Origin of the sequence: Hymenobacter sp. 15J16-1T3B, from assembly GCF_020711235.1 — a bacterium.
GTDB lineage: Bacteria > Bacteroidota > Bacteroidia > Cytophagales > Hymenobacteraceae > Solirubrum.
On the sequence record NZ_JAJFAV010000005.1, the window covers coordinates 45,215 to 70,458 of the forward strand.

Sequence of the window (25,244 nt, forward strand, 5' to 3'; positions counted from 1 at the left end):
CTCCGTTGTCAGGCCGTTTGCCCGGGCTGGCTTCGGGCGCTTGCCTAACGACTACCAACTGCCAACTGACACCCAAGAATTGCGACTTTTGCGGTGAAGACCAACCAAACCGTCGCCGGGCTGTGGCGCGCCGTGGTGGGCCGCGTCGTGCACGAACCGGCTCCCCGCAGCGCGTTTTCGGCCCAGGAGGCGCCCATCCCGTTCGTGTTTCGCCTCCATCTGTCGTCCCGGGCCATTGCCGTTATCATCGCCCTGCTGGTGGCGGGCGTGCTCACGCTGTTTGCCTCGACGGTGCCGCAGCTGCCGTTTCAGCAGGCCATGTTGGCGGGCGGCTTCACGGTGGCGGCGTGCTTCCTGCTGGTGTATTTGGCGTTTGAGGCGCTGATGTTCCGCGAAGTCAACCAGATCTACTCGGGCCTGGAGCACGTCAAGCGCAAGGAGTTCAAAAAGCTCTCGAACAAGTTTCTCTTCCGGCCCGAGCCGCTCAAGCGCATGCGTGAGGAAATCCTCGACATGGCCGTGCGCCGCCAGAAGGAAATCGACGAGCTGCGGCGCCTGCAGCAGCTGCGCTCCGACTTCCTGGCCGACGTCTCGCACGAGCTGAAAACGCCGATTTTCGCCGCCCAGGGCTTCGTCTACACCGTGCTCGACGCGGGCGAAGACGAAGAATTCATCCGCGAGAAGTTTTTGCTCAAAGCCGCCTCCGCCCTCGACGCCCTCGACGCGCTGGTGCAGGACCTGGTGACGATTTCGCAGCTGGAGAAGGGCGTGGTGCGCATGCGCAAGCAGGCCTTCGACCTGGCCCTGCTGGTGCGCGAAATCTTCGATCAGCTGGAGCAAAAGGCGGGCAAGCGGCAGATGACCCTGCACCTGGAGCCCGCCGACCTACCCGTGGACGGCGTGCCGGTGCTGGCCGACCGCAACCGCATCCGGCAGGTGCTCATCAACCTCATCGACAACGCCCTGAAGTACGGCCGCGAGCAAGGCCATGTGACTGTGCGGCTTGCCGAGGTGGGCAAATCTGTGCGCATCAGCGTGCACGACGATGGCGAGGGCATTGCCGAGGAGCACCAGCGCCGCATCTTCGAACGCTTTTACCGCATCGATAAAAGCCGTTCCCGCGACGCGGGCGGCTCGGGCCTGGGCCTGGCCATCAGCAAGCACATTGTGGAGGCGCACAAGTCGACCATCCGAGTGCGCAGCGGCGCCGGGCAAGGCACCACGCTAGAATTCAAGCTGCCGCGGGCGCGGACGGCGGCGCGCCCCGAGCCCGGGCAATAAGCCGCTGATGAGCAAACAAAAACGGCCACCGGAGTTACCGGTGGCCGTTTTTATTCGGAACGGGGTACTTAACTGGACTTGCGGCCCGAGCCGCCCGGCTTTTTGCCGCCGCCGTCGTGCTTGTTGACGGTGGACCAGGCGCGGCGTTCGGCTTCTTCTTCCGAGACGCCCCGCTTTTCGTAGCCCTCTTCGATGTGTTCGGCTTGGCGTTTTTGCTTGTCCGTGTACTTGGACTTATCTCCTTGTGGCATGACTGTGGGTGTTTTGGGATGAAAGGAGCGCGGCACTACCGGTGTTTACGCACCGGCGCGGCGGCGGTTTGGGCCGCCCGGCGTTTGCCGCCCCAAGGTGGTATCTTCGCCCCGCCTAAACCTGCCCCATGCGCCACGTAGCCGACATTCCGCACCCCGACATGAAACTCACGCTGCTGGCGTGGAACGGCAAGTACCTGCTTAAATGCGAGCAGGGGCCGTTGGAACAAACCTACAAAGTGGCCGAGCTGGATTTGCTCGGCGGCGACGCCGACCTACCGCAGCTGCTCGACGAACCGTTTGTGGCCGCCGTGCTGCGCCGCTTCGCCGAGATGCGCGCCGATTTTGGCGCCGCGCTGGAGCGTCACGATTTGGTGTAGCTTGGCTTTTCTCTCACCGCAACCCTCCCTGTGATGATAACCCCATTGTGCCGCGGCCTGCTGGCCGCGCTGCTGAGCCTGGGCGCCCTGCCCGCCGCCGCGCAGGTGTACGACGTGCGCACCAGTACCGTAAACGTGGACAAGCGCGAGCGGCCCGCCCTCAAAGTGCAGGTGGAAGGCCCGGCCAAAGAAGCCCGCGAGTTCTGGCAACAGTTTTTGAAGGACAGCTACAACATCAAGCTGCGCGCGGGTGGCGTGCTGGGCCTCGGCGGCAACAAAGACGTGCTGCTGGCCAAACAGACGCCGGTGTCGAGCGTGTCGGGCAAGCTGCTGGACCTGTACACCAACGTGGTGGCGCCCACCGACAGCACCGCCGAGCTGCAGGTTTTTGCGGCCTTTGACAACGGCACCACTTGGCTCGACCCGGACAAGACGCCCTCGGAGTTTGCGGCCCTGCGTACCATGGTGCAGAATTTTGCCAAGGATTACCGTCCTTACCACTACAAAAAAGAGGTAGAGGCCGCCGAGAAGCAGCTGGCCGACGCGGAAAAGGAGAAGGTACGCCTCGACAAGGAAATCAAATCCCTGGCCGCCGACACGGTCAGCAACCTGGCCAAGATGCAGCAACTGCGCGAGCAGAACGTGCAGCACGCGGCCAAAATCAAAGACGACCAGCAGAAACTCACGCAGAACGCCGCCGAAACCGAGCGCCGCAAGGTGCTGGTGCAGCGCCGGCGTGACCGACTGTCCGCTCTCGACCGTAAGTAGCCTGAACCGCCGGTCCTCCCCCTCGCTCCCCATGGATAAGCCCACGCCGTCTCCCCTCGAAACCCTGCGTCAGCTCAAGGAAATGCTCGACGCGGGCGCCATCACGCCGGAAGAATTCAACAAGCTGAAGCAGCAACTGCTGTTCGGCGAAACCACCGTTGCGCCCGCCGGCGCGCCTGCCATCGACCCGGTGGTGGCCGCCGCGCCTGCGACGCCCATCGATGTGCCGCCTTACTCGCTGGACGCCCCTATTTCCGCCGCCGGCCCGCACGTGATTCCGCCGCCCGTGGAGGATCCGCTGCTGCCGCCGGTGGCCGCGCCGTTCAGCGCCCCGCCCCTGGAGCCGGTCACGCTCGACCCCAGCACGCACCGCCCCACCGAAGGCCCGCTGGGCCCGCCGCCCGCCGACTACAACGCCGACGAGCCTGTGGACGACGGCCCGCGCCAGTCGCCGCTGGCTATGGTGCTCATCATCGGCGGCGTAGTCGCACTGCTGGCGCTAATTGGCTACTTGCTGCTGGGCAACCGCAGCTCGGAGCGCCTGACCAGTAATTCCATCACCGCCGCCGATACCACCGCCGTGGCCGTGGAGGAAGGCCCGCAAGCTGCTCAGCTCGACCTGCCGCCTGTGCAGGCGCCCGAAACCGTGCGCGTGCAGCCCACCATTCCGGTGGCTTCGCAACCCCTGGATTCGGCCGTCGCGGGCAGCAACGTAGCGCCCATCACCGATGCCGCCGCGCTGGAAGCCGCTACCCGGGCCAAGGTGCAGCGGGCCCTCACGGCGTTTTACAACGACCTGCTGACAGCGCCCTTCAACGCCAGCCAGCACTTTGCTCCGCAGGTTGAGCGGTTTTTCTCGCTGCAGAATACCACGCCCGCCGGCATCGAAGACGAGCTGAACCGCACGCACTTCCCCGAATTCACCGAAAGCCGGATCAGCTTCGACCCGAGCACGCTGCAAATCAGCGCGCCGGCCGAAGACGGCTCCATCACGGCCACCTTTCAGGAGCGTGGCCGCTCGCTGCGCAAGTCGCTGAACCAGTACCAGCAGACCCTGGCCCAGGTGCGCGCCCGTTTCGACCGCAACGGCAAGCTGACGTATTTCCGCCAGGAGCGCCTGCTCGAAAACACCTTCACCGACGCCAAACCCGCCGCTCCGGCGACGCCGGCCCCGGACGCCGGTGCCACGCCCCAGCAGCAAAACTAGCGGCATGGGCGCCCCCGAACGCTCGGGCTTGCGGACCTTGTTGCCGCTGATCTGGCTGCTGGTGTTGCTGGCCACCAGCAGCTGCATTCGGCTCATCAAGCCATTGCGCAGCTTCGAGCATTACACCGCCCCCCCGACGCCCGACTACAGCCGCCCCGAAAGCTGGGCCACGCTGCCTACCCGCGCCGACTCGGCCGATGCCGTGCCGCTGCACTCGGGCCTGCGCAGCCGGCAAGCCTCGGCCCCGGCCGACGTGTTTTTTCTGCACCTGACCACCCGCATCCGCCCGCGAGGCTGGAACACGGCCATCGGCAACCGCCACGTCAACCGCTACACCGACCGCTACAGCATCCGCACCCAGGCCAGCGTGTTCAACGCTGCCGGGCGCGTATACGCCCCGCGTTACCGGCAAGCCACGCTCTACTCCTTCTTCGACAGCACCGCCAACAGCCGGCAGGCGCTGGCTCTGGCTTATTCCGACGTCAAGGCCGCCTTTGAGTATTACCTCGCGCACTACAACCAAGGCCGGCCCATCATCCTGGCGGCGCATAGCCAGGGCACCTACCACGCCCGGCGGTTGCTGCGCGAGTTTTTCGACCGCGACCCGGCCCTGCGTCGCCGCCTGGTGGCGGCTTACCTCGTCGGGCTGAACATCGACACGCTCGGCTACCGCGTGCTCCGCCCCTGCCGCGACTCGCTGCAAACCGCTTGCTACGTCAGCTGGAATACCGGTTCCTGGGGCCACGATTATCCGCCCTACGACGGGGCTTTGGTAACCAACCCGCTCACCTGGCGCCTCGATACGGCCTACGCCCCCGTTGCCCTCAACCGCGGTAGCGTGCCCTTGTCCTTCAAGCGCCTCGACCGCCCCGGCGTGGCCGACGCGCAGGTGCATCAGGGCATCCTCTGGACGCATCCTTCGGGCCGCCGCGGCTACTTTCGGTTTCTGCTGCCGGGCAAGTGGGAACTGCGTCACTCCTATCACCTGAACGACTACGGCCTGTATTACCTCAGCGTCCGGCGCAACGCCGGTACCCGCCTGCGGATGTGGCAACAGCAACATCCCTAATGGCACGAGGCGGCAATAGCGTTGCCATAAGGCCACCAACGACCATGCTTCAAGCGTAAGTGCGTCGCCTTGCCGCCCCAGCCAGGCCAAACAATAGTGCCGGTTCCTATCCTCCAACCGCTCAAGTCTAACGCAACAAAGCCCGCTAGCACAGTGCCAGCGGGCTTTTGCTATTACCTGATGGTGGCAGCTTAGTTCAGTACCGAAGCTTGGCCTTTCATTACCTGACGGGCCATGGCCAGGTTGGTATCGGCCGAGTTGACGGCCAGGTAGATGAACTTGCCGCCGTCGGCCGACAGCTTCAGCAGGTGCAGCTGGTCGGTCAGCGTCAGCAGGATATCCTGCAGCGTTTGGTTGAGTTTCAGGGCCTGGATGGCCTTCAGCTTTTGCTTGATAACCTCCGTGTTGTAGGCAGCGGCGGTTTCGGCATCAAACGTTGCCAGGTTAGAATGGTGGGCCAGCGGCATACCGGTTTCGGTTTCCACAACGGCAACGGCAACCAGCGAAGGAATTTCTTTCAGGATGTTCTGAACGGCTTGCTGCGGGGTAATATTGGCCATAAAGGGCGGGGAAAAAGAGGTGGAAAGGAAGAGAGTTAATTAGTTGGAGTGCCGACGCATTACGTCGCGCACTAGGGCCATGTTGGTGTCAGCAAGCCGCACCGCTACGTAGCACAAGCGCTGCCCATCGGGCGTGGTGCGCAAGCAGTGCAGCTGTTCGTCGAGCACAACAATTAGATCATTGAGCTGCTGGCCGGCCAACCACGGCGCGGTCAGGTTTTTCTGGGTTCGGCTAATCAGTTCGGCGTTGCGGCCGCTGATCTTGTAGGGGTCGAAGCTAGCTTCGGTAGTGTAGGCAGCCAGCGTTTTCTTCGATTGGATATCGACTACCGCCGCGGCCACCAATTCAGGTAATTCGCGCAGCAGATTGTTGATGACCGCATCGGCTTTGTAACGTTCGATGCCTAATGCGTCTCCCGTGATTTTCTTCACAACCGTTTTGTGCAGAAAAGGAAGTCTCATGTAGCGGGTATTCGGTAGTCAGGGAAAGAAATCAATGGCCCGGTCTGGGTCCAACAAAGGTCCCTCAGCCGTAGCAAAGGGACCTTTGCAAGAAAGTCAAGACCGCATGACGAACCGGCTTCTTGCGTTCGGGTTACGTCCTTGGCCTTGTCTTCAAGTTAAAAGAACAACCAGCGCTTTTTTGCGGCCCGTTCGGGGGCCCGCGGTACCAAGGTTACGTTTTCGGTTGCCCCGGCACGCACCTGCATTTCTTCCTCGGCGTAGCCGCCGTAAGCGTACTGCAGCGTGGCTTTCTGACCAACTGGTACGCGCAGGGTGTACACCCCGTTAGCGTCGGTGCTGACGCCGGTGCTCGTGCCTTTGTGCAGCACGGTAGCGCCCACCAAAGGACGACCGTTTTCGTCCAAGATGCGGCCGCGCACGGCAGTCATGCGCAGGGCGCTGGCTGCTTCGCTGTTGCTAGCTTCCACCGATTCGGTTACGGCCGGCAGATTGTCCGTCGGCGTGTTGGCCGTGGGCAGGTTGGTGCCGGCAAATACGGCCCCACCGATTAGTGCGCCGCCCATCACCATGGCAGCTGCCCGGCGCCGGAAGCGCTCCGGCTCGGTGCGGATCAGGTCAAACTGCCGCTGCACCCAGCCAACTGGCTTCACGGAGTGGCCGGCATTTTTCATGTCGTAAAAGCGGCGGAGCGTTTCGTCGGCCAGTTCTTTGTTGGCCTTCAGATACGCATCTACCAGTACTGTATTCTCGCTTGAAAGGTCCCCGCGCAGGTAAGCGTCCCTGTAGGCGGGCAGCAATTCACCGGTGGCGCGGTGAAAAGGCGTAGCGCTTAGTTTCATTTTTGGAAAAGGTTAGATTGTTACAATGGCAAGAGCCGGTGGAAGAGCAGAGTACAAAAGTGGCGAGCTGATCCTTAGAAAAGGAACTTAATGAGGGCTATCAGGCCGGATTTTCGGCGAATAGCCCACTTTGCTGGCCCAAGGATGAAAAACGCTAGCTGAATACTTTTCCCTTTTTGGGATAACCAAATCTAACATAAAGTTAGATTATTCCAAATACCTGAATACACATTTAAGTATTTTAACCTACAGTTATTAGCCATGCAATTATGTGTTTTCATACCGATTGACTTGTACGCTGCGTAGCAGCGCAGGTTTGGCAGAAAGCAAAAAAAGCCCGCTTGCGGAGGCAAGCGGGCTTTTTTACGTATTAGTTACTAGTGGTTTTACGCACCAATGGCAACACGCTTGAAGTCGGTCACCGTCATGCCCTTCGAGGTCTTGTCGAGCAGTTGGGCAATGGTCAGCGAGCTGTCTTTCACGAACTCCTGGTTCAGCAAAGTATTCTCCTTGTAGAACTTGTTCAGCTTGCCTTGAGCAATTTTCTCCAGCATAGCCTCCGGCTTGCCTTCGGCGCGAGCCTGCTCTTTGCCGATTTCAATTTCGCGCTCTACGGTAGCCGAGTCCACACCGTCTTTGTCAACGGCTACGGGGCGCATGGCTACGATCTGCATGGCTACGTCGCGGCCTACGCCGGCAACGTCGGTGCCGTTGGTGTTCTTCAGGCCCACCAGCACGCCCTTTTTGTTGTCGGAGTGGATGTACGAAGCCACTTTCTCCGCGGTCAGCGTTTCGTAAGCTACCACGTCGATTTTCTCGCCGATTTTGCCCATCAGGTCGGTGATGTGCTCCTGCAGCGAACGGCCGTCGGCCTGCGTAGCAGCCAGCAGGTCTTCCTTGGTACCGGCGTTGGTCTTCACGGCCGAGTCGATAACCAGCTGGGCCAGGGCTTTGAAGTCAGCAACTTTGGCGACGGGCTCGGTTTCGCAGGCCAGGGCCACCAGTTTGCCGGTGGTGCCATCTTCGCTTACGCTGGCCAGTACCACGCCTTCCGAGGTGGCGTTGTCCGAACGCTTGTCAGCAATTTTCTGGCCCTGCTTGCGCAGGATGTCTTTGGCTTGCTCGAAGTCACCGTTGGCTTCGGTCAAAGCTTTTTTGCAGTCCATCATACCGGCGCCGGTCATGGCGCGCAGCTTGTTCACGTCTTGGGCGGTAATTGCCATAGCGGTGAAAATTGGGAGAGGTTGATGTGGGTTTCTCGTGAATGACTGCGGCGGGCTAACATCGGATAGAAATTACTAGCCAGCGAGATGTCTCAGCTTCGCTCGGAATGACGTTCTGGAACGTCGCGCCAATTGCTGGCCGCAGCTTAAAAAAGAAGGGAACACCGGAGCCCTTTGCTTCGAATGTTCCCTCCTCTCAAATCAGGGGCAGTGCGGGACTATTCGTCGGCGTTCTGCTTTTCCTGGATGGCTTCTTCGTCAGCCTGCTTGCGGTCGGCGTCCTCTTTGTCCACCTTACGCTCCGACAGACCTTCTTCGATGGCCTTGCCGATGGCGTTGATGATCAGCGACACCGACTTCGAGGCGTCGTCGTTGGCGGGAATCGGGAAGTCGACCAGCTCGGGGTTGGAGTTGGTGTCGACGATGGCGAATACCGGGATGCCCAGTTTCTGAGCTTCTTTCACGGCAATGTGCTCGCGCTTCACGTCCACCACGAACAGAGCGGCGGGCAGGCGGCTCAGGTCGGCAATGCCACCCAGTACGCGCTCCAGCTTCTCACGCTCGCGGTTCATCATGAGCTTCTCACGCTTAGCCAGTGCGGCGTAGGCCGTGTTTTCTTTCACCATCTTGTCGATGGTGCTCATTTTCTTCAGCGACTTGCGCACGGTGGCGAAGTTGGTGAGCATACCACCCAGCCAACGGTCGGTCACGTAGGGCATTTTCAGGCGCTTCGCTTCGTCCGAAACGATTTCCTGAGCCTGCTTCTTCGTGGCTACGAACATTACTTTGCGGCCCGACTTGGCGATGTTGCGGATGGCCGAGGTAGCCTGCTCCAGCGACGCCAGGGTTTTGTTCAGGTCGATGATATGGATGCCGTTCTTCTCCATGAAGATGTACGGCGCCATTTTCGGGTCCCACTTACGGGTGAGGTGACCAAAGTGGGCACCAGCATCCAGCAGGTCTTTATAGGTTACGGACTGAGCCATGATAGGAGTTCCTCTGGAAGATTAGCGTTTCGAGAACTGGAACGAACGACGAGCCTTGCGGCGGCCCGGCTTCTTGCGCTCCACCATGCGGGGGTCGCGGGTCAGGAAGCCTTCCTTCTTCAGGGCCGGACGGGTCTCGGCGTTTTCTTCAACCAAGGCCTTCGAAATAGCCAGGCGAATTGCTTCGGCCTGGGCGCTGATGCCTCCGCCGCGCACGTTTACGCGCACGTCGTACTTACCCACGGCATCGAGCGTGGTGAAGGGCTGGTTGACGATGGTTACCAGAAGGTCGTTACCGAAGTACGCCTTGGCTTCCCGGTCGTTGATAGTGATATTCCCTTGCCCGGCTTGCACATACACGCGAGCCACCGAGGTTTTTCTTCTACCAGAGGTGTTGGTGATTTCCATGAGTTGACAAATCAATGAACCGCGGGCCTGGTGAGGCCAGCAGCGTTTTTTACAGGTTGGTCAGCGAAACCGTGGTGGGCTGCTGGGCTTCGTGCGGGTGCTCGGCACCGGCGTACACGAACAGGTTGCGGTACTGGGCGGCGCCGAGGCGGTTGCCCTGCAGCATGCCTTTCACGGCGTGCTCGATTACCGAAGCCGAGTTCTTGGCCTTCTTGTCGCGGAGGTTGATGCTACGCTGACCGCCGGGGTAGCCCGTGTGGCGCAGGTAGATCTTGTCCGTCAACTTCTTGCCAGTCACGCGCAGCTTGTCGGCGTTGATGACGATGACGTAGTCGCCGCAGTCGGCGTTGGGCGTGAACGAGGGCTTGTGCTTGCCGCGCAGAATGTTGGCAATCTGGCTGGCCACTCGCCCGAGCGTGTTGTCGCTGGCGTCAACAACAACCCAGGCCTTATCGGCCGAGGCTTTGTTCACCGAGCGCGTCTTAAAGCTCAGATGATCCATGGATCAGTTTCTTGTGGGTTTGGGTAAGTATTTACGATTCAGCCCGAAACCCCAAGGAAGAAGGAAGGGTACGGGAAAAACGGACACAAAATTAGTGCTTTTTGCTTGAGAAGCAAAGTGGTAGCGTAATTAATCCCATTTAGCCCCGCTGGCGGAGCTGCCGTATCTTCGGCGCCCCAACGCTGCTGCGCATGTTTTCCGCCGATTTTTTGTCCATTCCCCGTCTACCGGCTCCTACCCCGTCGACCGCCAAAGATTACCGCCTAGCGCTGCGCCTGACGCTGCTGGGCCTGCTGCTTTCGCTGCTGACGGCCTTTGTAACGGGCAATACCTACGACCTGGGGGACAGCATCAACCACTACCTGTTCAGCCGCTACGCGCCGCAGCACCCGGACAACTTTTTTGATTCCTGGGCCAAACCGGTGTTCGTGTTGCTGACGGTGCTGCCGAGCCAGGCGGGCTTTATCGGCATCAAGTTGTTCAACTGCGCGGTGGCGGCCCTGGCGGCTTGGCAGGCCTACCGGTTGGCTGAGGGCTTGCAGCTGCGCTGGCCCTGGCTGGCGGTGCTCTTTACCTACGCCGCGCCGGATTACTTCCGCATTCAGTTCTCGGGCCTCACCGAGCCGCTGTTCAGCCTGCTGTTGGTCAGCGGGGCCGCGCTGACGGTTCGCAACCGCGCCACAGCTGCGGTTCTGGTGCTGTCGTTTCTGCCCTTCGTGCGCTCCGAGGGCTTTTTGATCCTGGCCGTGTGGGCCGTTTACCTAGCGCTGACGCGGCAGTGGCGGGTGCTGCCCTGGCTGCCGTTCGGCTACTTGGTGTACAGCGTGGCCGGCGCCGTGGTGTACCACGATTTGGGCTGGGTGTTTCACCGCAACGCCTACGAAACCATCTCGCACTACGGCTCGGGACAGTGGGGACATTTCGTTGGGCAATTGCCAGGCATTTTGGGCTGGGTGCTGCTCGGCCTGTTCTGGCTGGGCATGCTGGCCGGGGTGCTGAACTGGCTGACCACCCGCGACGCGGCCCGCCCACCCGCCTACCGCTGGGCCGAGCGCCTGCTGGTGTACGGCAGCGTGGTGGTCTACCTCTGCGCGCACACCGTCTTCTGGGCCTTGGGCTTGTTTGCCTCCTTCGGCATGACGCGGGTGATGGATGCCGTGATGCCGCTGCTGGCCGTCATTGCCCTGCAGGGCCTGCACCTGCTCACGCGCCTGGCCCCGGCGCCGCGGCGGCAGACCCTGGCCTACGCGCTGGCCGCGGCGGTGCTCGTCTTTCCGCTCACCGGCGCCCGCACCGGCTTCCGCTGGCGCACCGATTTTAGCCGGCCCGCCGAGCAGCAGTTGCTGGAACACGTGGCGGGGCAGCTCCGGCCCCGCGCTGCGGGACGCCTGCTGCTCTGGGACCATCCGTACTGGGGCGTGGCCTTGAACCTCGACCCGTTTGCCCCCCGCCGGCATCAATTACTTAATACCTGGCGCGAGAACCAGCCCGTGCCGGCCGGCACGCTGCTGCTCTGGGACAACTGGTTTTCGTCCACCGAGGCGCGCGTCAGCTACGGGCAACTGCGCCAGGACGCCCGCTTGCGGCTGGTGCGCGAAGACTCGGTCCTGCGCGACGCCCGCAAGCCCGAGAAAGGCTACACGCACCTGGCCGTGTTCGAGCGGAAGTAGCGCGGAATTACACTCACGCAAATCGGCCGCATCCGAGGAGCCTTGGGGCTTCCCGGATGCGGCCGATTTGCGTTTCGGTCGGCAGCGCTTAGCTGTACTGCCGCAGCGTGTCGACGAGCACGCGGAAGTCCTTGGGGTACTCGGCTTCCACGCTGATGGGTTCCCCGTCGAGGCCGGCGAAGGTGAGCTGGCGGGCGTGCAGGGCGAAGCGCTTGATGAAGGGCTGCTCCTCCTCGCCCTGCTTCATGTTGAATTTGCGCTTGATCGTGGAGAGGTAGAAATCCTCGCCGCCGTACATCTTGTCGCCGATGATGGGGGCTTGCAGGTACATCAGGTGCAGGCGGATCTGGTGCATGCGGCCGGTAACGGGCAGGCACTCGAAGAGGGTGTGGCGGGCGTAGGTTTCGAGGGTGCGCACCAGGGTTTCGGCGTGCTTGCCGCCGGGGGCGAGGCGGGCCTTGCCCTTGGTGGTGGTTTCGATGTTGCGCTCCACCCGCAGGCCGTCGAACTCGTGCACGCCCCAGCCGACGGCGTGGTAGACCTTGCGCACTTTGCGGTCTTCGAACTGCATGGCCAGGTTGCGGTAGGCCTCCGGGTTCTTGGCCAGGGCCAAGGCGCCGCTGGTTTCCTTGTCGAGGCGGTGGCAGGCCTGCACGTCGTCGTAGTGCTGCCGGGCTAGGCGCAGGATGTTGGGCGCGCCGCCCACCCGCTCGTCGAGCGTGGCCAGGAAAGGCGGCTTGTTGATGACGATGTAATCGTCGTTTTCGAAAATGATGAGGTCCTGAAACGCGGGCAGCTTCATGAAGCGCGGATTATAATCGGGTACGGTACTGAGTGGTCGGCGCCGGCTGGCGGGGCTGCGGCCGGTGCGCAAATGGCCTTAGCAGCAGCTAACGCCTGCTTTTTGCGGTCGGGCCTAGCCCACCGGGGGCAGGTCGGTGGCCACGGCACAGCGTAAGGCCGGCATCAGTAAACAACGGGGAAAGGACAAAAGTAACAGAGCCCCGGCTTATTGGCCGGGGCTCTGCGCTCGGGTGGGAGTGGCGGGAGGGTTAGGCGACGGTGTGCAGAATCACCCAGAGCGAGGCGGCCGAAATGGTCAGCCACAGCAGCAGGCCTTGCATGAAAGGTTTCGGGCCCACGGCTTTGAGCACCTTGGTGGAAAGGCCCGCCCCGATGAGAAACAGCGTAACAGTCAGGCCCACTTTGGCCAGCTTCACCATCCAGGGGCCCAGCGGCTGCAGCGCGGGCACGTAGGTGGTCAGCAGCATGGCGCCGATGAAGCCGAGGATAAAATAGGGCAGCTTGACCTTGGCGCCGGGCGTGCGGAAGAGCACGGCCGTGCCCAGGGCCACCGGGATAATCCAGAGGGCGCGGGCCAGCTTGACGGTGGTAGCCACCTGCAGGGCTTGGTCGCCGTAGTGGCTGGCGGCCCCCACCACCGAGCTGGTGTCATGAATGGCAATGGCGGCCCAGAGGCCGAACTGGTTTTGCGTCATGCTCAACGCTTCGCCGATAACGGGGAAGAGGAACAGGGCCACGGCATTGAGTACGAACACGGTACCCAGGGCCACCGACATTTCCTCATCCGAAGCTTTGACCACCGGACCGACGGCGGCAATGGCCGAGCCGCCGCAGATAGCGGTACCGCTGGCAATGAGGTGGGAGGTTTTGGGTGCAATGCCCAGCCAGCGCCCCACGAAGTAGCCCAGCGTGAGTGTGCCGAAAATGGACGCTACGGTGAACAGCAGCCCCTCCTGCCCGGCGCGCAGGGCCGCGTGGGCGTTCATGCCGAAGCCCAGCCCGACCACCGACCACTGCAGCAGCTTGCTGGTGTACTGCTTGCTCTGCGCGGGAAACGGATTGCCGATGGTCAGCGCCAGGGCCAAGCCTAGGGCCAGGGCCAGCGGCGGGGAGCCCCAAGGCGTGAGGCAGACTAGCAGGGCCAGCCCGAAGGCCAGCATTTGGACGGTGACGCGGTACTGGCCGACGGCGAAGAGGGCGCGCTGCCCAAACGGGACGACGTGACTACAGTCTTCTTCGGCCGGCGCCGTGGTGGGGTGGTGGGCGAGTTTCACGGGTGGGAGGGAACTAGGTGGGAGTCCCCAAAATTACGACCTCCCCTCCCCTAATGGTTATCAATAATATTTATCAGCAATTACTTATGGTTATGAGCGTCCGTCCCGAACTGCTGGTGGGCATAGCGCAGAAACTGCTCAGCGGCCCGCAGCAAGGGCTGCCCCTGCAGCCACACGGCCTCAAACTGGCGCATCAGCCGCAGCTCCGTGATGGGCACCACTGCCAGCTCGCCGCTGGCCAGCTCCTTTTTCAGCCCGCGCACCGACACGAAGCCCACGCACTCGGGCGCGGCGTCGAGGTAGCTTTTGATGCCCTCAGTATTGTCGAGGTAGATGGCCACGCGGCACTGGGCGAGGCGGATGCCCTGGTCGCGCAGGGCCAGCTCCAGCACTTCCAGGGTACCCGAGCCCCGCTCGCGCAGCACCAGCGGGTGCCGAAGCACCTCGGCCAGGGGCTGCGGGGCCAGCGCGGTGCCGGTGCCGCGGCGCACGGCCACCAGCTCGTCGTCGAGCAGAAATTCGTAGTGCAGGTCGCGGTTTTTCACTTGGCCTTCCACCAAGCCCAGGTCGATTTCGCCGCGCAGCAGCGCTTCGGCCACTTGTTCGGAGTTGCCAATGAGCAAGGTCAGCTCGACGCGGGGGTAGCGGGCCTGGAAGCCGGGCAGAATGGGCGGCACCACGTACTGGGCCAAGGTGGAGCTGGCCCCTAGGCGCAGGCGGCCGGCGGTGGTGTCGTGCAGGGTGTGGAGCTGCTCGGCCAGCTGGTGGTGCAGCTCGTGCACCTGCTCGGCGTAGCGCAGCAGCAGCTGGCCGGCTTCGGTGAGGCTCACGCGGTTGCCGCGCCGCTCGAACAAGCGCTGCTCGTAGCTGCGCTCCAGCTCGCGGATGTGCTTGGTAACGGCCGGCTGGGTGATGCACAGCTCTTGGGCCGCCTTGGTAAAGCTCAGGTGCCGGGCCACGGCCTGGAAAACGCGGAGGCGGAAATCGGGCATAAGCAAGCGGCCGCCGCGGCACGGCGGCGAGCCGCCCAAAAGTAGAGCTATTCGACTCGCGCTAGTGCAGGGGGCGCTTTTTCACCATGCCGCCCTCCGCGTCGTCCACGGTTTGCTGGATGAGAAAGGCCGCGGGGTCGATGCGGCGGACTTCGGTGCGCAGCTGCGGCAGCTCCAGGCGCGTGACGACGGTGAAGACGATGTCGCGGTCCACGTTTCGGTCGCCGCGCTTGCCGTAGCCGCGCTTGCCCTGGTAGATGGTCACGCCGCGGCCCAGCTTCTCGGTAATGGCTTCGCGGATTTCCTCGCTCAGGTCCGACACGATGGTGACGCCGGTGTACTGCTCCAGGCCGTTGAGCAGGAAATCCAGGGACTTGGAGGCGGCCACGTAGGTCAGGATGGAGTACAGCGCGGGTTCTTTGCCGAGGAAAAAAGCCGCCGCGGTGAAGATGAACACGTTCAGGATCAGAATCACGTCGCTGACCTTGACCAGCGGGCTGTGCTTGGTGATGAGCAGGGCGGCTATTTCGGTGCCGTCGAGCACGGCGCCGCCGCGCATGGCCAGGCCGATGCCCGCCCCGATAAACAAGCCCCCGAACACGGCCGTCAGCAGCAGATCGGGGGTGATGTCGGGGATGGGCAGCACGGCCAGGGCGGCGGAAAGGCCGGCAATGGCCAGGGCGCTTTTCAGGGCGAAGGCGCGGCCGATCTGCCGGTAGCCCAGCACGACGAAGGGCAGGTTGATGACCAGCAGCAGGGCGGCCAGCGGCAGACCGAGCACCTGGGCCAGCAGCATGGAAATGCCGGTGACGCCACCATCGATGAAGTGGCTGCTGAGCAAAAAGCCCTTCAGCCCGAAGGCAGCGGACAGGATGCCCAGCACGATGAGGGCAGTATTCTTGAGTTTGTCGCCGAGCGAAGACGCGGGCGGGGCAACGGTAGTGGGCATGACGAAGGGGGCGGGCAGGCCGCAAAAGCGCCGACCCATCGGCTGATGGGCGGGCGCGTGACTCGGAAAGCGAAAAGCCCGCACACGCGTGGGCGGCTGGCAACCAGACGGGGCCAGCCTGGCACGCATGCGGCGGGTGAGCGGAACCAGCCGCCGGGCAGCAGCCCGGCGGCTCTGGCTCTACGGGCCGTTCGGGACTTCCGATGTCAGGCGCGCGGCGGTAGCACGGCGCCCCAGCGGCGCGGGCTGCCCGGGGGCCGGCGCCGGGCCCAGGCCGTGGCTGGCGGGCAGCCGCACCGGCGCCGGGAGCAAAGCGGGCAGCACGGGCAGCGGCTCGGGCCGGGGCTGCGGCGCAGCTACTTCGGCGCCGGGCAGCAGGGCGGGTAGTACGGCGTGCCGGCCGGCAGCGGCCAGGGCGTCGTTGGTTTGGCGCGCCAGCACCGCAGTGGCGGCGAGGGACCGGTCGGGCCGCAGCAAGCCGCCGAGCAGCAGGGCCAGCAGCAGGAGCCAGCGGCGCGCGGGGCCGCGGGCGCCCCGTCCGCGCTGAACGGGGCAGCACCAAAGCTTCGTCTGCCGGGAGGTTGCCGCCATGCGCCGGCAAAGGTACCCCAAAATGCCTGGCCCCGCCCCGCCCAAAAGCCCGCGGGCCTGCCTACCTTCGGGTTCCACATTCCCCCTTTTGCCATGAAAAAACCGTTGCTGCTGGCCGCGCTGGCCGGCGCCACGCTCTCCGCCTCGGCCCAGCAGACGCTCACGCCGGAGCTGCTCTGGAAGCTCGGCCGCCTGGGCGAGCTGCAGGTGTCGCCCGACCGCAAAACCGTGGCCTTCACCGTCACGCGCTACGACCTCGGCGCCAACCGCGGCAACACCGACATCTACACCGTGCCCGTAGCCGGCGGCGCGGTGAAGCAGCTGACCAGCACCCCGTTCAGCGAAAACACCCTGAACTGGCGCCCCGACGGCAAGCTCACGTTCTTGGCCGACGAAGGCCAGGGCCCGCAGCTCTACGCCATGAACGCCGACGGTGCGGGCAAGCAGAAAATCAGCGAGTTCACGGACGCCAGCCTCTCGAACCTGAAGTACGCCGGCTCGGGCAAGTTCATTCTCTACACCCAGGATGTGAAGGTGCGCAAGAGCTTGCATGACCTCTACCCCGACCTGCCCAAGGCCGACGCCAGGCTCTACGACGACCTGTTTTACCGCCACTGGACGCAGTGGGAGGACGACAAAGCCTCGCACGTGTTCTTTCAGCCCGTCGGGGATGATGGCAAACCCACCGGCTATGGCAAGGACGTGCAACAGGGCGAGGCCTTCGACGCGCCGGTGCAGCCCCTGGCGGGTTCCGAGCAGCTGGCCTTTTCGCCCGACGGCTACTGGCTGGCCTACACCTCGCGCAAGCTCTCGGGCAAGGCCGAAGCCGTCAGCACCAACTCGGACATCTACCTGTACTCGGTGCGCGACGGGAAAACCGTGAACCTCTCGCAGGGCATGGAGGGCTACGACATCGAGCCCGCGTTTTCGCCCGACGGCGCAAAGGTGGCCTGGCTGAGCATGGCCACGCCGGGCTTCGAGTCGGACCGCAACGGCATCATCGTGCACGACCTGAAAACCGGCAAGCACGAGGACATTACCAAGGGCTCGGAGCTGAGCGCGGGCAACGTGCGCTGGTCGCCGGACGGCAAGACCATCTACTTCGTGGCCGTGGTGGAGGGCACCGAGCAGCTGTTTTCCGTCCCGAGCAAGGGCGGCAAAATCAAGCAGCTGACCCAGGGCCTGCAGAACTACAACAGCTTCGAGCTGGCCGGCCCCGACGTGGCCATCTGCAACCGCACTACCATGCAAAGCCCGGCCGAAGTGGTGCGGGTGAGCCTGAAAAACGGCCAGGAAACGGCTTTGACCACCATCAACCAGGACGTGATGGGCCAGGTGAAGGTGGGCAAGGTGGAAAACCGCCGCGTGACGACCACCGACGGCAAGCAGATGCAGGTGTACGTCATCTACCCGCCCGATTTCGACGCGAGCAAGAAGTACCCGGCGCTGCTCTACTGCCAGGGCGGCCCGCAAAGCCCCATCACCCAGGCCTTCTCCTACCGCTGGAATTTCGCCCTGATGGCCGCGCAAGGCTACATCGTGGTGGCCCCGAACCGCCGCGGCCTGCCCGGCTTCGGACGCGAGTGGAACGATGCCATTAGCGGCGACTGGGGCGGGCAGCCCATCCGCGACTACCTCTCGGCCATCGACAAGGTGAGCGAGGAGCCCTACGTGGACAAGGACCGCCGCGGCTGCGTGGGCGCTTCGTACGGGGGCTTTTCGGTGTACTACCTGGCGGGCCACCACCAGGGCCGCTTCAAGACGTTCATTGCCCACGCGGGCCTCTACGACCTGACGAGCTGGTACCCGACCACCGAGGAAATGTTCTTTGCCAACTACGAATTCAAGGGCGCGCCCTGGGACAAGACCGCGCCCAAGAGCTACCAGGAGTTCAGCCCGGCCAACTTCGTGGGCCAGTGGGACACGCCCATCCTCGTCATCCACGGCGGCAAGGACTTCCGCGTGCCCGAAGGCCAGGGCATGGAAGCTTTCGGCGCGGCCCAGCTGCGCGGCATTCCGAGCCGCTTCCTGTACTTCCCCAACGAAGGCCACTGGATTCAGAAGCCGCAGAACTCGGTGCTCTGGAACCGCGTGTTCTTCGACTGGCTGGGCCGTACGCTCAAAACCGACGGGCAAGCAGCGAAATAAGGCTACTTTAGTTCGCAGTCCTGTTCTACCAAGAGGCCGGCCCCCGTTGCCGGCCTCTTGCCGTTTCTTGCGCGCTATTCTTACTCTTCGTCCGATGAAATATCCGTTGGCCGCGGCGCTGCTGCTGCTCGCACAGCTGGGCCGGGCCCAGACGCAGACCCTGGCCGCCTCGGTGCCGCTTGAGCTGCCGCTGTACTTTTACATGAGCGTGCCGCCCCAGCACCCCTCGCCCGACGACTCACTGGCTCGGCAGGTGTACGTGCAGCAGGGCGTGCGCTCGGTGCTGAAGCTGCGCCCCTACCCCGAGCAGCCCAGCCGCGCCGCCGATACGGTGGAATACTGCGAGTACGACCGGCGCGGCAACCTCACGCTGCGGGTGGCCCCGCCGAACCGCCGGCAGTACCGCCGCTACGACGCCCAGAACCGGCTGGTGGAGCTCACCCAGCCCACCAACGAGCTGATCGACCAGGCGCAGCACGACGTGTACGACCCCGAGCAGCGGCGTTACCAAGTGTTTAGCGGGCCGCCCGGCCACCTGGCCCCGCACCTGACCACCACCCTCAGCCAGCGGGGCGACACGGCGCTGACCACCACCCTCTTCGCGCAGCCGCTGCTGCTCGAGGGCCGGGAAATCCGCCGCGCGGAGCTGCGCAGCTTCCCGTTTCGGGGCGACACCACGCGCAGCTACGTGGCCGGCTTCGACGCCGCCGGGCAGCTGGTGCGCTACGACGTGCTGTACCGGCGCCACCAGCAAGGGCGCCAGATGGAAAGCGGACGGGTGTCGTATGCCGCGGCGCTACGCGCGCACGGCGCCCAGGTGCAGCGCCTGCGCCGCCAGGGCCTGTCCGATGCCGCCATTGTGGCCCGCTACGCCCGCCGCTGGCGCGGCCAGGTGCAGCCGGAGCATTACCAGCATTACGACGCGGCGGGGTGGCTCGTCCGCACGGAGCAGCTGAAAATGCCCGATTCGACGGCCGAAACGTACGGCAGTGCGGACGGCGGCCGCCTGAGCATAAGCATGCGGGTGACGACCAACCTGGCCAGCCAGCGGGTCGTGCGGCGCAACCAACGCGGGCAGGTGGAGCAGCAGGAAATAACCATCCAACGCAACGACCCCGCCGCGCCGCCGCAGGTTTTCCGCAGCATCTTCACCTACGACGCCAACGGCCTGCTCACCGGCGAGACGAGCACCGACAGCGGCTCCGGGGCCCCGCCCCGGCACTACGAGTACCGCTACACCCGTTACCGGTAGCGGCGGCCCCCGAGCCGCCGGGCTTGCGGGACTTGCGGCGGCCCGCCAGCCGCCGGCGGCCGTTTCCGGCTGGGCCGGCTTGGCAAAGCCTTTGCTGGCGCTTACCTTCCCTTATATCTATTCCTGCTTTTTGCTATGCGTCCTGCCCTATTACCGCTGATGCTGCTTCCGGGCAGCTTGCTGCTGGCCATGTCGGCGGCGGCCCAACGCTCCCCCTCGGCCGCGGCGGCGGCGGGCCCCCAGCCCGTACAGGCGCCCGCGCCGCCTCCCGCGCTGGACGACCCCACCGCCCCCATTCGCACCGAGCCGAGCCCGGCCATGCAACGCCTGTACGCCCAGCAGCGGGTGCGCGCAGTGGTCAAGCTCCGGCTAACCGAGGATGGCCAGGCCCGCGACACGGCTGAGTACCGGGAAATCGACGGGCAGGGCCGGCTCACCCTGTTGCGCCGCTACGGCTCGGGCTGGCAGGAGCGCCGCGAGTGGAGCTACGACGACGCCGGCCATTGCACTTCGATGGTGATTCACGCGGTGCCGGGCCGCTCCTTCACCACCGTTTACACGTTTAACCCCGCCCTCGGCCGGGGCCGCTGTGAGGTGCTGCACGCCAACGGCCGCCGCACCACCGTCTGCGAGCTGCAGCGCCGCACCCTCGGCGACACGCTGCTGACGGAAGCCCGGTTCTGGGCGCTGACGGTAGGCCGCTACCACTTTCCCCCGAACGGGTACAGCCGCAACTGGCGCTTCTCGCTGGGCGCCGACACGGTGCTGACGCTGCTCAGCACGTACACGCCCAAGGGCCGCACGCAGAGCACCAAGCTGCAGTACGAGCGGCTCTACCAGGGCCAATTGCAAGAAGCTGGGCTGGTCGACGTGCGGCAGGCCCTGCGGACGTACCGGCAGCTGAGCGCGCGCACCCTACCGGCCGAGCAGGTTCCGTTCCGGCAGCTGCCCGCGCTGCTGCGCGCCAACCCGGAGGAGAGCTTCCGGCCCACCGCCCGCTACAGCTACGATGCCCGCCAGCGCCTAACCGAGCAACAGCTGATAACGAGCTGGAACTATGCGCATGGCCCGGGCTACACCACACTGGTTTCCAATAACGTGCGCACTTCCCTCAACCATTCCCCCTCCGCCAGCCGCAGCGTCGCGCTCGGCCAAGCCTCCGTTTGCAGTATCATTACCAACACCTACAACGACCTGGACCAGCTGATCGGGCAGCAGCGGCGCCTGATCGGCACGCGCTACCCCAACCAGCCGACGTACCTGGTCTTGTCGTACCAGCCCGACGGCCTGCCGGCCGCCGAAACCAACCGCACCACCGCCCAGCCGGTGTTTTACCGCTACCAATACCAGTACTACGAATAGCAAGGGCGCGGCTGGCCGGAACGAATCCGACTAGCCGCACCGCTATGTGCCTCAGGGCTGGCTGTACTGCGTAATCAGCCGCACCAGCAGGTTGTTGAGGTACTCGACCTGGTAGTCGCCCACCGACGCTTCCAGGTGCGCGTTGCCGATGCCGCTGTGGTTGGTGATGAACACGTACGTGCCGCCCGTGCCGATGGCGCCGGCCCGCATCAGGTACTCCGTGCCTTGGTCGATGCCGCTGGCCGTCACCGGAATCAGGCGCACGCCCTGCTGGGCAGCCTGCCGAATCAGCTGCTGCATGCGCGCGGCGGCCGCGTCGTGGGGCGGGGCGTCGAGCACCAAAAACAGCAGCCGGCACCGCGCTTCGGCGCTCCACTGCTGGCGCAATGCTTCGGTCAGGGCCTCCTCCACGGCTTCCGGAAAGTCACCGCCGCCGTCGGCCTGCTGATTTTGCACGAAGGCCAGCAGCTGGCTGGCGTCGGTGGTGAAGGGCTGGGTGCGGGTCACGTAGGCGTCGCCCTGGTCGCGGTAGAACACGCTGGCTAGGCGCAGGTCGGCGGCCGGCAGCTGGGCCGCGGCCCGGGTTATCACGTCGCGCAGCTCGGTCTTGAGGTAGCTGATTTCGTCGCCCATCGAGCCGGTGGCGTCCACCACGAACATGACGTCGACCGGCGCGGCGGCACTGGCCGTGACGGCCACGGTGCGGGCGGCGGCTACTTCGTTGGGCTGCACCGGAGCCGGGGTAAACGTCTGGCCGCGGTACTCGACGGTAATCGGCAGCGGGTTGCTGGCGACCGGGGCGGCGCTAAACATCGTCGGAAACAGCTCGGCCTGGCCCTGCCGGTCGGTGACGGCGGCCGTAACCCCGGTAGTCGCCGGCGCGGAACCGATGCGCACCTGGGCACCGGCCAGCGGCTGCCCGGCCGCGTCGGTGAGCGTGAGGGTGTAGCGTTTGGTGGTGAAGAGCTGCCAGCGTCCTTGGTGCACCTGCCATTCCGGCTTTTGCGCCAGGGTCTGCCAGAAGCCCCAATTGCTCAGGTCGCGCCACTCCCCGGCCGTGATTACGCCCGCCGCAGGGGCCGAGCCGCCGCCGTTAGAGGGGCTGCCCGCGCCGGTGTAGGCAGCGCCAGCAGGACCGGCAGAGCCGGAATCGTCGTAGGCGCTTTGGCAGGCCGGCAGCGCCAGGGTGGCGCCGCAGACCGCAACAAGTAAAGTTATCCGCATCGTGCTGGGGGATTGGGTGCTAGTTGCTAGCAGGAGCCCCGGTGCCCGCGGAACGTTGCAAGCACCCGCGGCTAACTTTCACCCGCCCCCGGGGCTACGCCGCCACCACGTCGGTGACTTTGCGCAGGTCGCTGCTGACTTTCTGCACAAACTCCAGCTGCTCCAGCAACAGGCGCTCCTCCCCGGCCGGCGCGGGTTTGGGCGCGGGCGCCGGCGGCACCGGGGGCAGCGGGGCCAGCTCCGGCATCTCGTCGGGCGGCTCCAGCTTGCGCAGGCTTTCGGTCAGCAGCATCAAGGACTGGCGCACGGGCTTGAGCAGCTCGGCCGGCCGGCCGGGCAGCGTGCCGCCGCGCGCCGCCGCGGCCAGCGTGGCAATGTTCGACGACAAGATCAGGTTCAGCACCACGAACTGGTGCACTTCGGCCTCGTGGCGCTGCTTGCTTTTGGGCTCGGAGAGCATGCGCTGAAACGCGGCGGCGAGGTTGGCCGAACTGATGTACACGTCCTTGCGGGCCAGCTTGTAGTCGGTAAGGCTGAGCGTGCCGCCGGCCAGATACTCGCCCAAGCGGTGCAGGTAAAACCGGTTGGCCCGCAGCACGTCGCGCATGTAAGTGGTCAGTTGCTCCGATTCCCAGCGCGGGAAGAGCACGTAGCCGGTGGTCAGGGCAATGGCGCAGCCGATAACCGTGTCGAGGACGCGCTCTTCGATGACGGCCACGTAACGAATGCCCAGGAAGTGGAACATGATGACCAGAAAGGGCGTCAGAAACGTGACCATCACCACGTAGTTGAGCCGCTGGAAGCTGTAGGCCGTTATCATAAACACCAGCAGGAAGCCGAACTGCACCAGCTGGTTAGGCACTAGCCAGATGACGGCCACCCCGATCAGCCCGCCCACCAAGGTGCCCGTCACGCGCTGGATGTTGCGCTCCTTCGTGAGGCTGAAGCCGGGCTTGAGCATGTACACGGTGGTCATCACAATCCAGTAGCTGTGGTGCCCGCTTACTAGCAGCCGCGCCACCGCAAAGCCGATGATGGCCGCCACGCTCACCCGCAGCGCGTGCCGAAACGTGGCCGAGGTCATGGTGAGGTTGCCCAGCAGAATGTCCGGGCTCAGGGACTGGTGCGACACGAAGCGGCTGTAATCGGCTTCGGCGCCGCTGGCGGCGGGGACGCGGTAGGCCGGGTCGGTTTCGCGGCTGATGTCGGCCAGGCGCTGGTGCAGGTTGCGCAGCTGCACCAGAATCTTGCGCAACACCAAGTTGGAGCCCGGCTCCTCCTCCCCGATGCGGTCGATGCGGGCCTTGAGCTGCTCCAGCTCGGGCAGCCGGTCGTGGGGCGCGGCCGGGGCGCGGTTGGCCTGAATGGCGAGGCCCAGGTGGTCCAGCTCCACGGCCATCACGCGGATAAGCCGGGCCACGTCGGCCAGCACGCCGGTGTGGTTGAAGCGCTGGCGCAGGGCGGCGTAGTCGTAGTAGGTAGCTGTAATCTGCTCGTAGAGGTCCACCGCGTCGACGAAGGTCAGCACCAGGCGGCGGCCCGTACCGGTGGTTTCGCGCACAATCATGCGCGACTTGAACATCAGCTCCCGGGCCGCGTCCTGCTTTTCGCTCACCACCACCTGTTGCTGCACCAGCTGGCGGTAGTCGCGGTCGAGGCTGGTTTCGGGGTCGTAGAACTCGGCTTTGAGGCGCAGGTACTCGGCAATGGCGTGAATGCACTCCCCCAGGGCGCGCTGAGCCGGCCGGTAGGGCCGGATGCGGAAAAAGAGCAGGCACAGCAGCGTGTACCACACCCCGCCCAGCAGCACCAGCCCCGCGTAGCTCGCCAGTTCGGGCAGGCTCAGGTCGCGGTCCATGGTCAAGATCATGATGAGCAGCCCGGCCGAGCCGATGGCCCCGGCCCGGGCGCCGTACACCAGCAGCATGGTCAGGGCAAAGCTGAGCAGCAGAATTTCACCGCCGAGCACCCACACGTTCAGCCGGGCCACGCCGGTGAGCAAGGCCACCACAAACACCAGCGCCGTGCAGATCCACAGGCCGTTGCGCTTGTGCACCACCGGGCCGGGAATGTCGGTGAGGCTGGCGCACACGGCCCCGAGCGACACGGTAAGGCCCAGCTCGAACTGGCCGAGCTGGGCCATTAGTAAGGTGGGCAGCAAAATGCCGAGCGTGACGCGCAGGCCGTCGGCGAAATCTTGTCCGAAAAAGAAGTATTGGAAGGTGCGTTCGTGTCGGCGCATAAGCGGAGGCGGGCGGCGCGGGCCGGGCCCTAAACCCGTGCCTTAAACGCAACCGCGCCCGAACGTAACCAACGCCCGCCGAAAAAACCACCGGCGCCGGTGGGGCGGCCCCGACCAGCGCTGCCTCAGCTGTGCCGCGTTACCCGCCGCCGAAGCCGGTGCGCCGGGCGGCTCAGGAGGCGAAGCGCCCGAACGTGGCGGGGCGGTGGCAGTACCGTTCGGCGTCGAGCAGGGTTGACACGACCGGGGGGGGCGAGGCGGTCAGGGCCTGTAGCTCCATGCGCACGTCGTCGGTCAGGTGGCAGAGTACCAGGCTCATGCCGTGGCGGGCTAGTTTGTCGTGGTAATAGGCGAGCAGTTCGGCTGCGTCGGGCGGTAGGTGGTGGAGCTGGCTGCAATCCACCCATACGCTGGACTTGCCGCTGCGGGCGGCGCGGCGCAGGGCGTAGTCGAGCGTGTCTTCGCGCTCGAAGCTCGGCGGAACGTCGTCGGCCAGAATGAGCAAGTAGCTCTCGGGCAGAATTTCGCGGTAAACCTCCATAGTTCGTAGGTGCGGGTGCGGGAACAGGTAAGCAACTGTAACGGCGGCAGGAGGCGGGAGCGAGCTAATCAGATTACCAAACGACTTGTTATTATGCAAACCGTTCTTACTCTGATGCCTCTAAGATACGAATATGGTAGTATCACATTGCATTTTACTGCTTGATTTTTATCTACTTACCCTTTTCGCTGCGCAAACCCGCATTTGCGGACCAAGCCAGCTATAAAAGAATAGCGCAACAAAGTGAGCCGCTGCA

Annotated in this window: 25 protein-coding genes; 9 read left to right on the forward strand and 16 right to left on the reverse strand. The window is 64.4% G+C overall.

The window, feature by feature from the left end:
- The first annotated feature begins 93 nt into the window (after positions 1 to 93).
- Positions 94 to 1,281, forward strand: a complete 1,188-nt coding sequence (locus LJ737_RS10265) for a sensor histidine kinase (RefSeq protein WP_227765350.1) — start codon at positions 94 to 96, stop codon at positions 1,279 to 1,281.
- Positions 1,282 to 1,349: 68 nt separating this feature from the next.
- Here the strand turns inward: LJ737_RS10265 and LJ737_RS10270 are convergent, their stop codons facing one another.
- Entirely contained in the window at positions 1,350 to 1,532 is a 183-nt protein-coding gene (locus tag LJ737_RS10270) for a hypothetical protein (protein WP_227765351.1), read from the reverse strand.
- 128 nt (positions 1,533 to 1,660) lie between these two features.
- Between LJ737_RS10270 and LJ737_RS10275 the strand changes: the two genes are divergently transcribed.
- The 4 genes from LJ737_RS10275 to LJ737_RS10290 are packed head-to-tail and all read left to right on the forward strand — an operon-like array spanning position 1,661 to position 4,956.
- Positions 1,661 to 1,912, forward strand: a complete 252-nt coding sequence (locus LJ737_RS10275; RefSeq protein WP_227765353.1) for a hypothetical protein — start codon at positions 1,661 to 1,663, stop codon at positions 1,910 to 1,912.
- Positions 1,913 to 1,945: 33 nt separating this feature from the next.
- A complete protein-coding gene (locus LJ737_RS10280) occupies positions 1,946 to 2,680 on the forward strand; it encodes a hypothetical protein (RefSeq protein WP_227765355.1) in 735 nt (244 codons plus the stop codon).
- Between the two features lie 31 nt (positions 2,681 to 2,711).
- Positions 2,712 to 3,887, forward strand: coding sequence for an SHOCT domain-containing protein (locus LJ737_RS10285; RefSeq protein WP_227765357.1), 1,176 nt, complete (start codon positions 2,712 to 2,714; stop codon positions 3,885 to 3,887).
- A gap of 4 nt (positions 3,888 to 3,891) precedes the next feature.
- The gene (locus tag LJ737_RS10290) at positions 3,892 to 4,956 is read left to right on the forward strand and encodes a DUF3089 domain-containing protein (RefSeq protein ID WP_227765359.1); all 1,065 of its coding nucleotides are present in this window, start codon (positions 3,892 to 3,894) and stop codon (positions 4,954 to 4,956) included.
- Between the two features lie 191 nt (positions 4,957 to 5,147).
- Here the strand turns inward: LJ737_RS10290 and LJ737_RS10295 are convergent, their stop codons facing one another.
- The 7 genes from LJ737_RS10295 to rplM all read right to left on the reverse strand — a co-directional run bounded on the left by LJ737_RS10295 (position 5,148) and on the right by rplM (position 9,939).
- Positions 5,148 to 5,516 carry a hypothetical protein gene (locus LJ737_RS10295; RefSeq protein ID WP_138079829.1) on the reverse strand — a complete coding sequence of 123 codons (369 nt, stop codon included), beginning with the start codon at positions 5,514 to 5,516 and terminating at the stop codon, positions 5,148 to 5,150.
- A 39-nt stretch (positions 5,517 to 5,555) separates the two neighbouring features.
- Positions 5,556 to 5,978 (reverse strand): hypothetical protein, encoded by a 423-nt coding sequence (locus tag LJ737_RS10300; RefSeq protein ID WP_227765361.1) that lies wholly within the window; start codon positions 5,976 to 5,978, stop codon positions 5,556 to 5,558.
- Positions 5,979 to 6,136: 158 nt separating this feature from the next.
- Entirely contained in the window at positions 6,137 to 6,820 is a 684-nt protein-coding gene (locus LJ737_RS10305) for a carboxypeptidase-like regulatory domain-containing protein (RefSeq protein WP_227765363.1), read from the reverse strand.
- Positions 6,821 to 7,206: 386 nt separating this feature from the next.
- Positions 7,207 to 8,043 carry a translation elongation factor Ts gene (gene tsf / locus LJ737_RS10310; RefSeq protein WP_227765365.1) on the reverse strand — a complete coding sequence of 279 codons (837 nt, stop codon included), beginning with the start codon at positions 8,041 to 8,043 and terminating at the stop codon, positions 7,207 to 7,209.
- Between the two features lie 218 nt (positions 8,044 to 8,261).
- Entirely contained in the window at positions 8,262 to 9,029 is a 768-nt protein-coding gene (gene rpsB, locus LJ737_RS10315) for a 30S ribosomal protein S2 (RefSeq protein ID WP_078013109.1), read from the reverse strand.
- A 21-nt stretch (positions 9,030 to 9,050) separates the two neighbouring features.
- Positions 9,051 to 9,437, reverse strand: a complete 387-nt coding sequence (gene rpsI, locus LJ737_RS10320; protein ID WP_227765367.1) for a 30S ribosomal protein S9 — start codon at positions 9,435 to 9,437, stop codon at positions 9,051 to 9,053.
- Positions 9,438 to 9,486: 49 nt separating this feature from the next.
- Positions 9,487 to 9,939, reverse strand: coding sequence for a 50S ribosomal protein L13 (rplM, locus tag LJ737_RS10325; protein ID WP_111478280.1), 453 nt, complete (start codon positions 9,937 to 9,939; stop codon positions 9,487 to 9,489).
- A gap of 191 nt (positions 9,940 to 10,130) precedes the next feature.
- On the opposite strand from rplM, the gene LJ737_RS10330 reads away from it, so the two are divergent.
- On the forward strand, positions 10,131 to 11,609 hold the full coding sequence (locus LJ737_RS10330) for a hypothetical protein (RefSeq protein WP_227765369.1): 1,479 nt from the start codon (positions 10,131 to 10,133) through the stop codon (positions 11,607 to 11,609).
- Positions 11,610 to 11,697: 88 nt separating this feature from the next.
- On the opposite strand, the gene LJ737_RS10335 is transcribed toward LJ737_RS10330, so the two are convergent.
- The 5 genes from LJ737_RS10335 to LJ737_RS10355 all read right to left on the reverse strand — a co-directional run bounded on the left by LJ737_RS10335 (position 11,698) and on the right by LJ737_RS10355 (position 16,219).
- The gene (locus LJ737_RS10335) at positions 11,698 to 12,411 is read right to left on the reverse strand and encodes an RluA family pseudouridine synthase (protein ID WP_227765371.1); all 714 of its coding nucleotides are present in this window, start codon (positions 12,409 to 12,411) and stop codon (positions 11,698 to 11,700) included.
- Positions 12,412 to 12,661: 250 nt separating this feature from the next.
- On the reverse strand, positions 12,662 to 13,687 hold the full coding sequence (locus tag LJ737_RS10340) for a YeiH family protein (protein WP_227765374.1): 1,026 nt from the start codon (positions 13,685 to 13,687) through the stop codon (positions 12,662 to 12,664).
- 80 nt (positions 13,688 to 13,767) lie between these two features.
- On the reverse strand, positions 13,768 to 14,679 hold the full coding sequence (locus tag LJ737_RS10345; protein WP_227765376.1) for a LysR substrate-binding domain-containing protein: 912 nt from the start codon (positions 14,677 to 14,679) through the stop codon (positions 13,768 to 13,770).
- Between the two features lie 61 nt (positions 14,680 to 14,740).
- Positions 14,741 to 15,628, reverse strand: coding sequence for a YitT family protein (locus LJ737_RS10350; protein WP_227765378.1), 888 nt, complete (start codon positions 15,626 to 15,628; stop codon positions 14,741 to 14,743).
- 180 nt (positions 15,629 to 15,808) lie between these two features.
- Entirely contained in the window at positions 15,809 to 16,219 is a 411-nt protein-coding gene (locus tag LJ737_RS10355; protein WP_227765380.1) for a hypothetical protein, read from the reverse strand.
- A gap of 93 nt (positions 16,220 to 16,312) precedes the next feature.
- Here LJ737_RS10355 and LJ737_RS10360 point away from each other — a divergent pair, with 93 nt between their 5' ends.
- The 3 genes from LJ737_RS10360 (at position 16,313) to LJ737_RS10370 (ending at position 20,981) form a co-directional block, all read left to right on the forward strand.
- Positions 16,313 to 18,367: a S9 family peptidase gene (locus tag LJ737_RS10360; protein ID WP_227765382.1), complete on the forward strand. Its 2,055-nt coding sequence runs from the start codon at positions 16,313 to 16,315 to the stop codon at positions 18,365 to 18,367.
- 94 nt (positions 18,368 to 18,461) lie between these two features.
- Positions 18,462 to 19,619 carry a hypothetical protein gene (locus LJ737_RS10365; RefSeq protein ID WP_227765384.1) on the forward strand — a complete coding sequence of 386 codons (1,158 nt, stop codon included), beginning with the start codon at positions 18,462 to 18,464 and terminating at the stop codon, positions 19,617 to 19,619.
- Positions 19,620 to 19,754: 135 nt separating this feature from the next.
- Entirely contained in the window at positions 19,755 to 20,981 is a 1,227-nt protein-coding gene (locus LJ737_RS10370; protein ID WP_227765387.1) for a hypothetical protein, read from the forward strand.
- A gap of 51 nt (positions 20,982 to 21,032) precedes the next feature.
- Here LJ737_RS10370 and LJ737_RS10375 read toward each other — a convergent pair whose 3' ends face one another.
- The 3 genes from LJ737_RS10375 to LJ737_RS10385 all read right to left on the reverse strand — a co-directional run bounded on the left by LJ737_RS10375 (position 21,033) and on the right by LJ737_RS10385 (position 24,988).
- Complete coding sequence (locus tag LJ737_RS10375) at positions 21,033 to 22,205, reverse strand: vWA domain-containing protein (protein WP_227765391.1); 1,173 nt, start codon at positions 22,203 to 22,205, stop codon at positions 21,033 to 21,035.
- 94 nt (positions 22,206 to 22,299) lie between these two features.
- Positions 22,300 to 24,447 (reverse strand): FUSC family membrane protein, encoded by a 2,148-nt coding sequence (locus LJ737_RS10380; RefSeq protein WP_227765393.1) that lies wholly within the window; start codon positions 24,445 to 24,447, stop codon positions 22,300 to 22,302.
- 172 nt (positions 24,448 to 24,619) lie between these two features.
- Positions 24,620 to 24,988 carry an STAS domain-containing protein gene (locus LJ737_RS10385; protein ID WP_227765395.1) on the reverse strand — a complete coding sequence of 123 codons (369 nt, stop codon included), beginning with the start codon at positions 24,986 to 24,988 and terminating at the stop codon, positions 24,620 to 24,622.
- Positions 24,989 to 25,244 lie beyond the last annotated feature (256 nt).

What these genes read in the sequence shown, in the direction of transcription:
- LJ737_RS10270 (WP_227765351.1), bottom strand. Translation starts at nt 1,532, where the DNA reads ATGCCACAAGGAGATAAGTCCAAGTACACGGACAAGCAAAAACGCCAA.
- LJ737_RS10275 (WP_227765353.1), top strand. Translation starts at nt 1,661, where the DNA reads ATGCGCCACGTAGCCGACATTCCGCACCCCGACATGAAACTCACGCTG.
- LJ737_RS10280 (WP_227765355.1), top strand. Translation starts at nt 1,946, where the DNA reads ATGATAACCCCATTGTGCCGCGGCCTGCTGGCCGCGCTGCTGAGCCTG.
- LJ737_RS10285 (WP_227765357.1), top strand. Translation starts at nt 2,712, where the DNA reads ATGGATAAGCCCACGCCGTCTCCCCTCGAAACCCTGCGTCAGCTCAAG.
- LJ737_RS10290 (WP_227765359.1), top strand. Translation starts at nt 3,892, where the DNA reads ATGGGCGCCCCCGAACGCTCGGGCTTGCGGACCTTGTTGCCGCTGATC.
- LJ737_RS10295 (WP_138079829.1), bottom strand. Translation starts at nt 5,516, where the DNA reads ATGGCCAATATTACCCCGCAGCAAGCCGTTCAGAACATCCTGAAAGAA.
- LJ737_RS10300 (WP_227765361.1), bottom strand. Translation starts at nt 5,978, where the DNA reads ATGAGACTTCCTTTTCTGCACAAAACGGTTGTGAAGAAAATCACGGGA.
- LJ737_RS10305 (WP_227765363.1), bottom strand. Translation starts at nt 6,820, where the DNA reads ATGAAACTAAGCGCTACGCCTTTTCACCGCGCCACCGGTGAATTGCTG.
- tsf (WP_227765365.1), bottom strand. Translation starts at nt 8,043, where the DNA reads ATGGCAATTACCGCCCAAGACGTGAACAAGCTGCGCGCCATGACCGGC.
- rpsB (WP_078013109.1), bottom strand. Translation starts at nt 9,029, where the DNA reads ATGGCTCAGTCCGTAACCTATAAAGACCTGCTGGATGCTGGTGCCCAC.
- rpsI (WP_227765367.1), bottom strand. Translation starts at nt 9,437, where the DNA reads ATGGAAATCACCAACACCTCTGGTAGAAGAAAAACCTCGGTGGCTCGC.
- rplM (WP_111478280.1), bottom strand. Translation starts at nt 9,939, where the DNA reads ATGGATCATCTGAGCTTTAAGACGCGCTCGGTGAACAAAGCCTCGGCC.
- LJ737_RS10330 (WP_227765369.1), top strand. Translation starts at nt 10,131, where the DNA reads ATGTTTTCCGCCGATTTTTTGTCCATTCCCCGTCTACCGGCTCCTACC.
- LJ737_RS10335 (WP_227765371.1), bottom strand. Translation starts at nt 12,411, where the DNA reads ATGAAGCTGCCCGCGTTTCAGGACCTCATCATTTTCGAAAACGACGAT.
- LJ737_RS10345 (WP_227765376.1), bottom strand. Translation starts at nt 14,679, where the DNA reads ATGCCCGATTTCCGCCTCCGCGTTTTCCAGGCCGTGGCCCGGCACCTG.
- LJ737_RS10350 (WP_227765378.1), bottom strand. Translation starts at nt 15,628, where the DNA reads ATGCCCACTACCGTTGCCCCGCCCGCGTCTTCGCTCGGCGACAAACTC.
- LJ737_RS10355 (WP_227765380.1), bottom strand. Translation starts at nt 16,219, where the DNA reads ATGGCGGCAACCTCCCGGCAGACGAAGCTTTGGTGCTGCCCCGTTCAG.
- LJ737_RS10360 (WP_227765382.1), top strand. Translation starts at nt 16,313, where the DNA reads ATGAAAAAACCGTTGCTGCTGGCCGCGCTGGCCGGCGCCACGCTCTCC.
- LJ737_RS10365 (WP_227765384.1), top strand. Translation starts at nt 18,462, where the DNA reads ATGAAATATCCGTTGGCCGCGGCGCTGCTGCTGCTCGCACAGCTGGGC.
- LJ737_RS10370 (WP_227765387.1), top strand. Translation starts at nt 19,755, where the DNA reads ATGCGTCCTGCCCTATTACCGCTGATGCTGCTTCCGGGCAGCTTGCTG.
- LJ737_RS10375 (WP_227765391.1), bottom strand. Translation starts at nt 22,205, where the DNA reads ATGCGGATAACTTTACTTGTTGCGGTCTGCGGCGCCACCCTGGCGCTG.
- LJ737_RS10380 (WP_227765393.1), bottom strand. Translation starts at nt 24,447, where the DNA reads ATGCGCCGACACGAACGCACCTTCCAATACTTCTTTTTCGGACAAGAT.
- LJ737_RS10385 (WP_227765395.1), bottom strand. Translation starts at nt 24,988, where the DNA reads ATGGAGGTTTACCGCGAAATTCTGCCCGAGAGCTACTTGCTCATTCTG.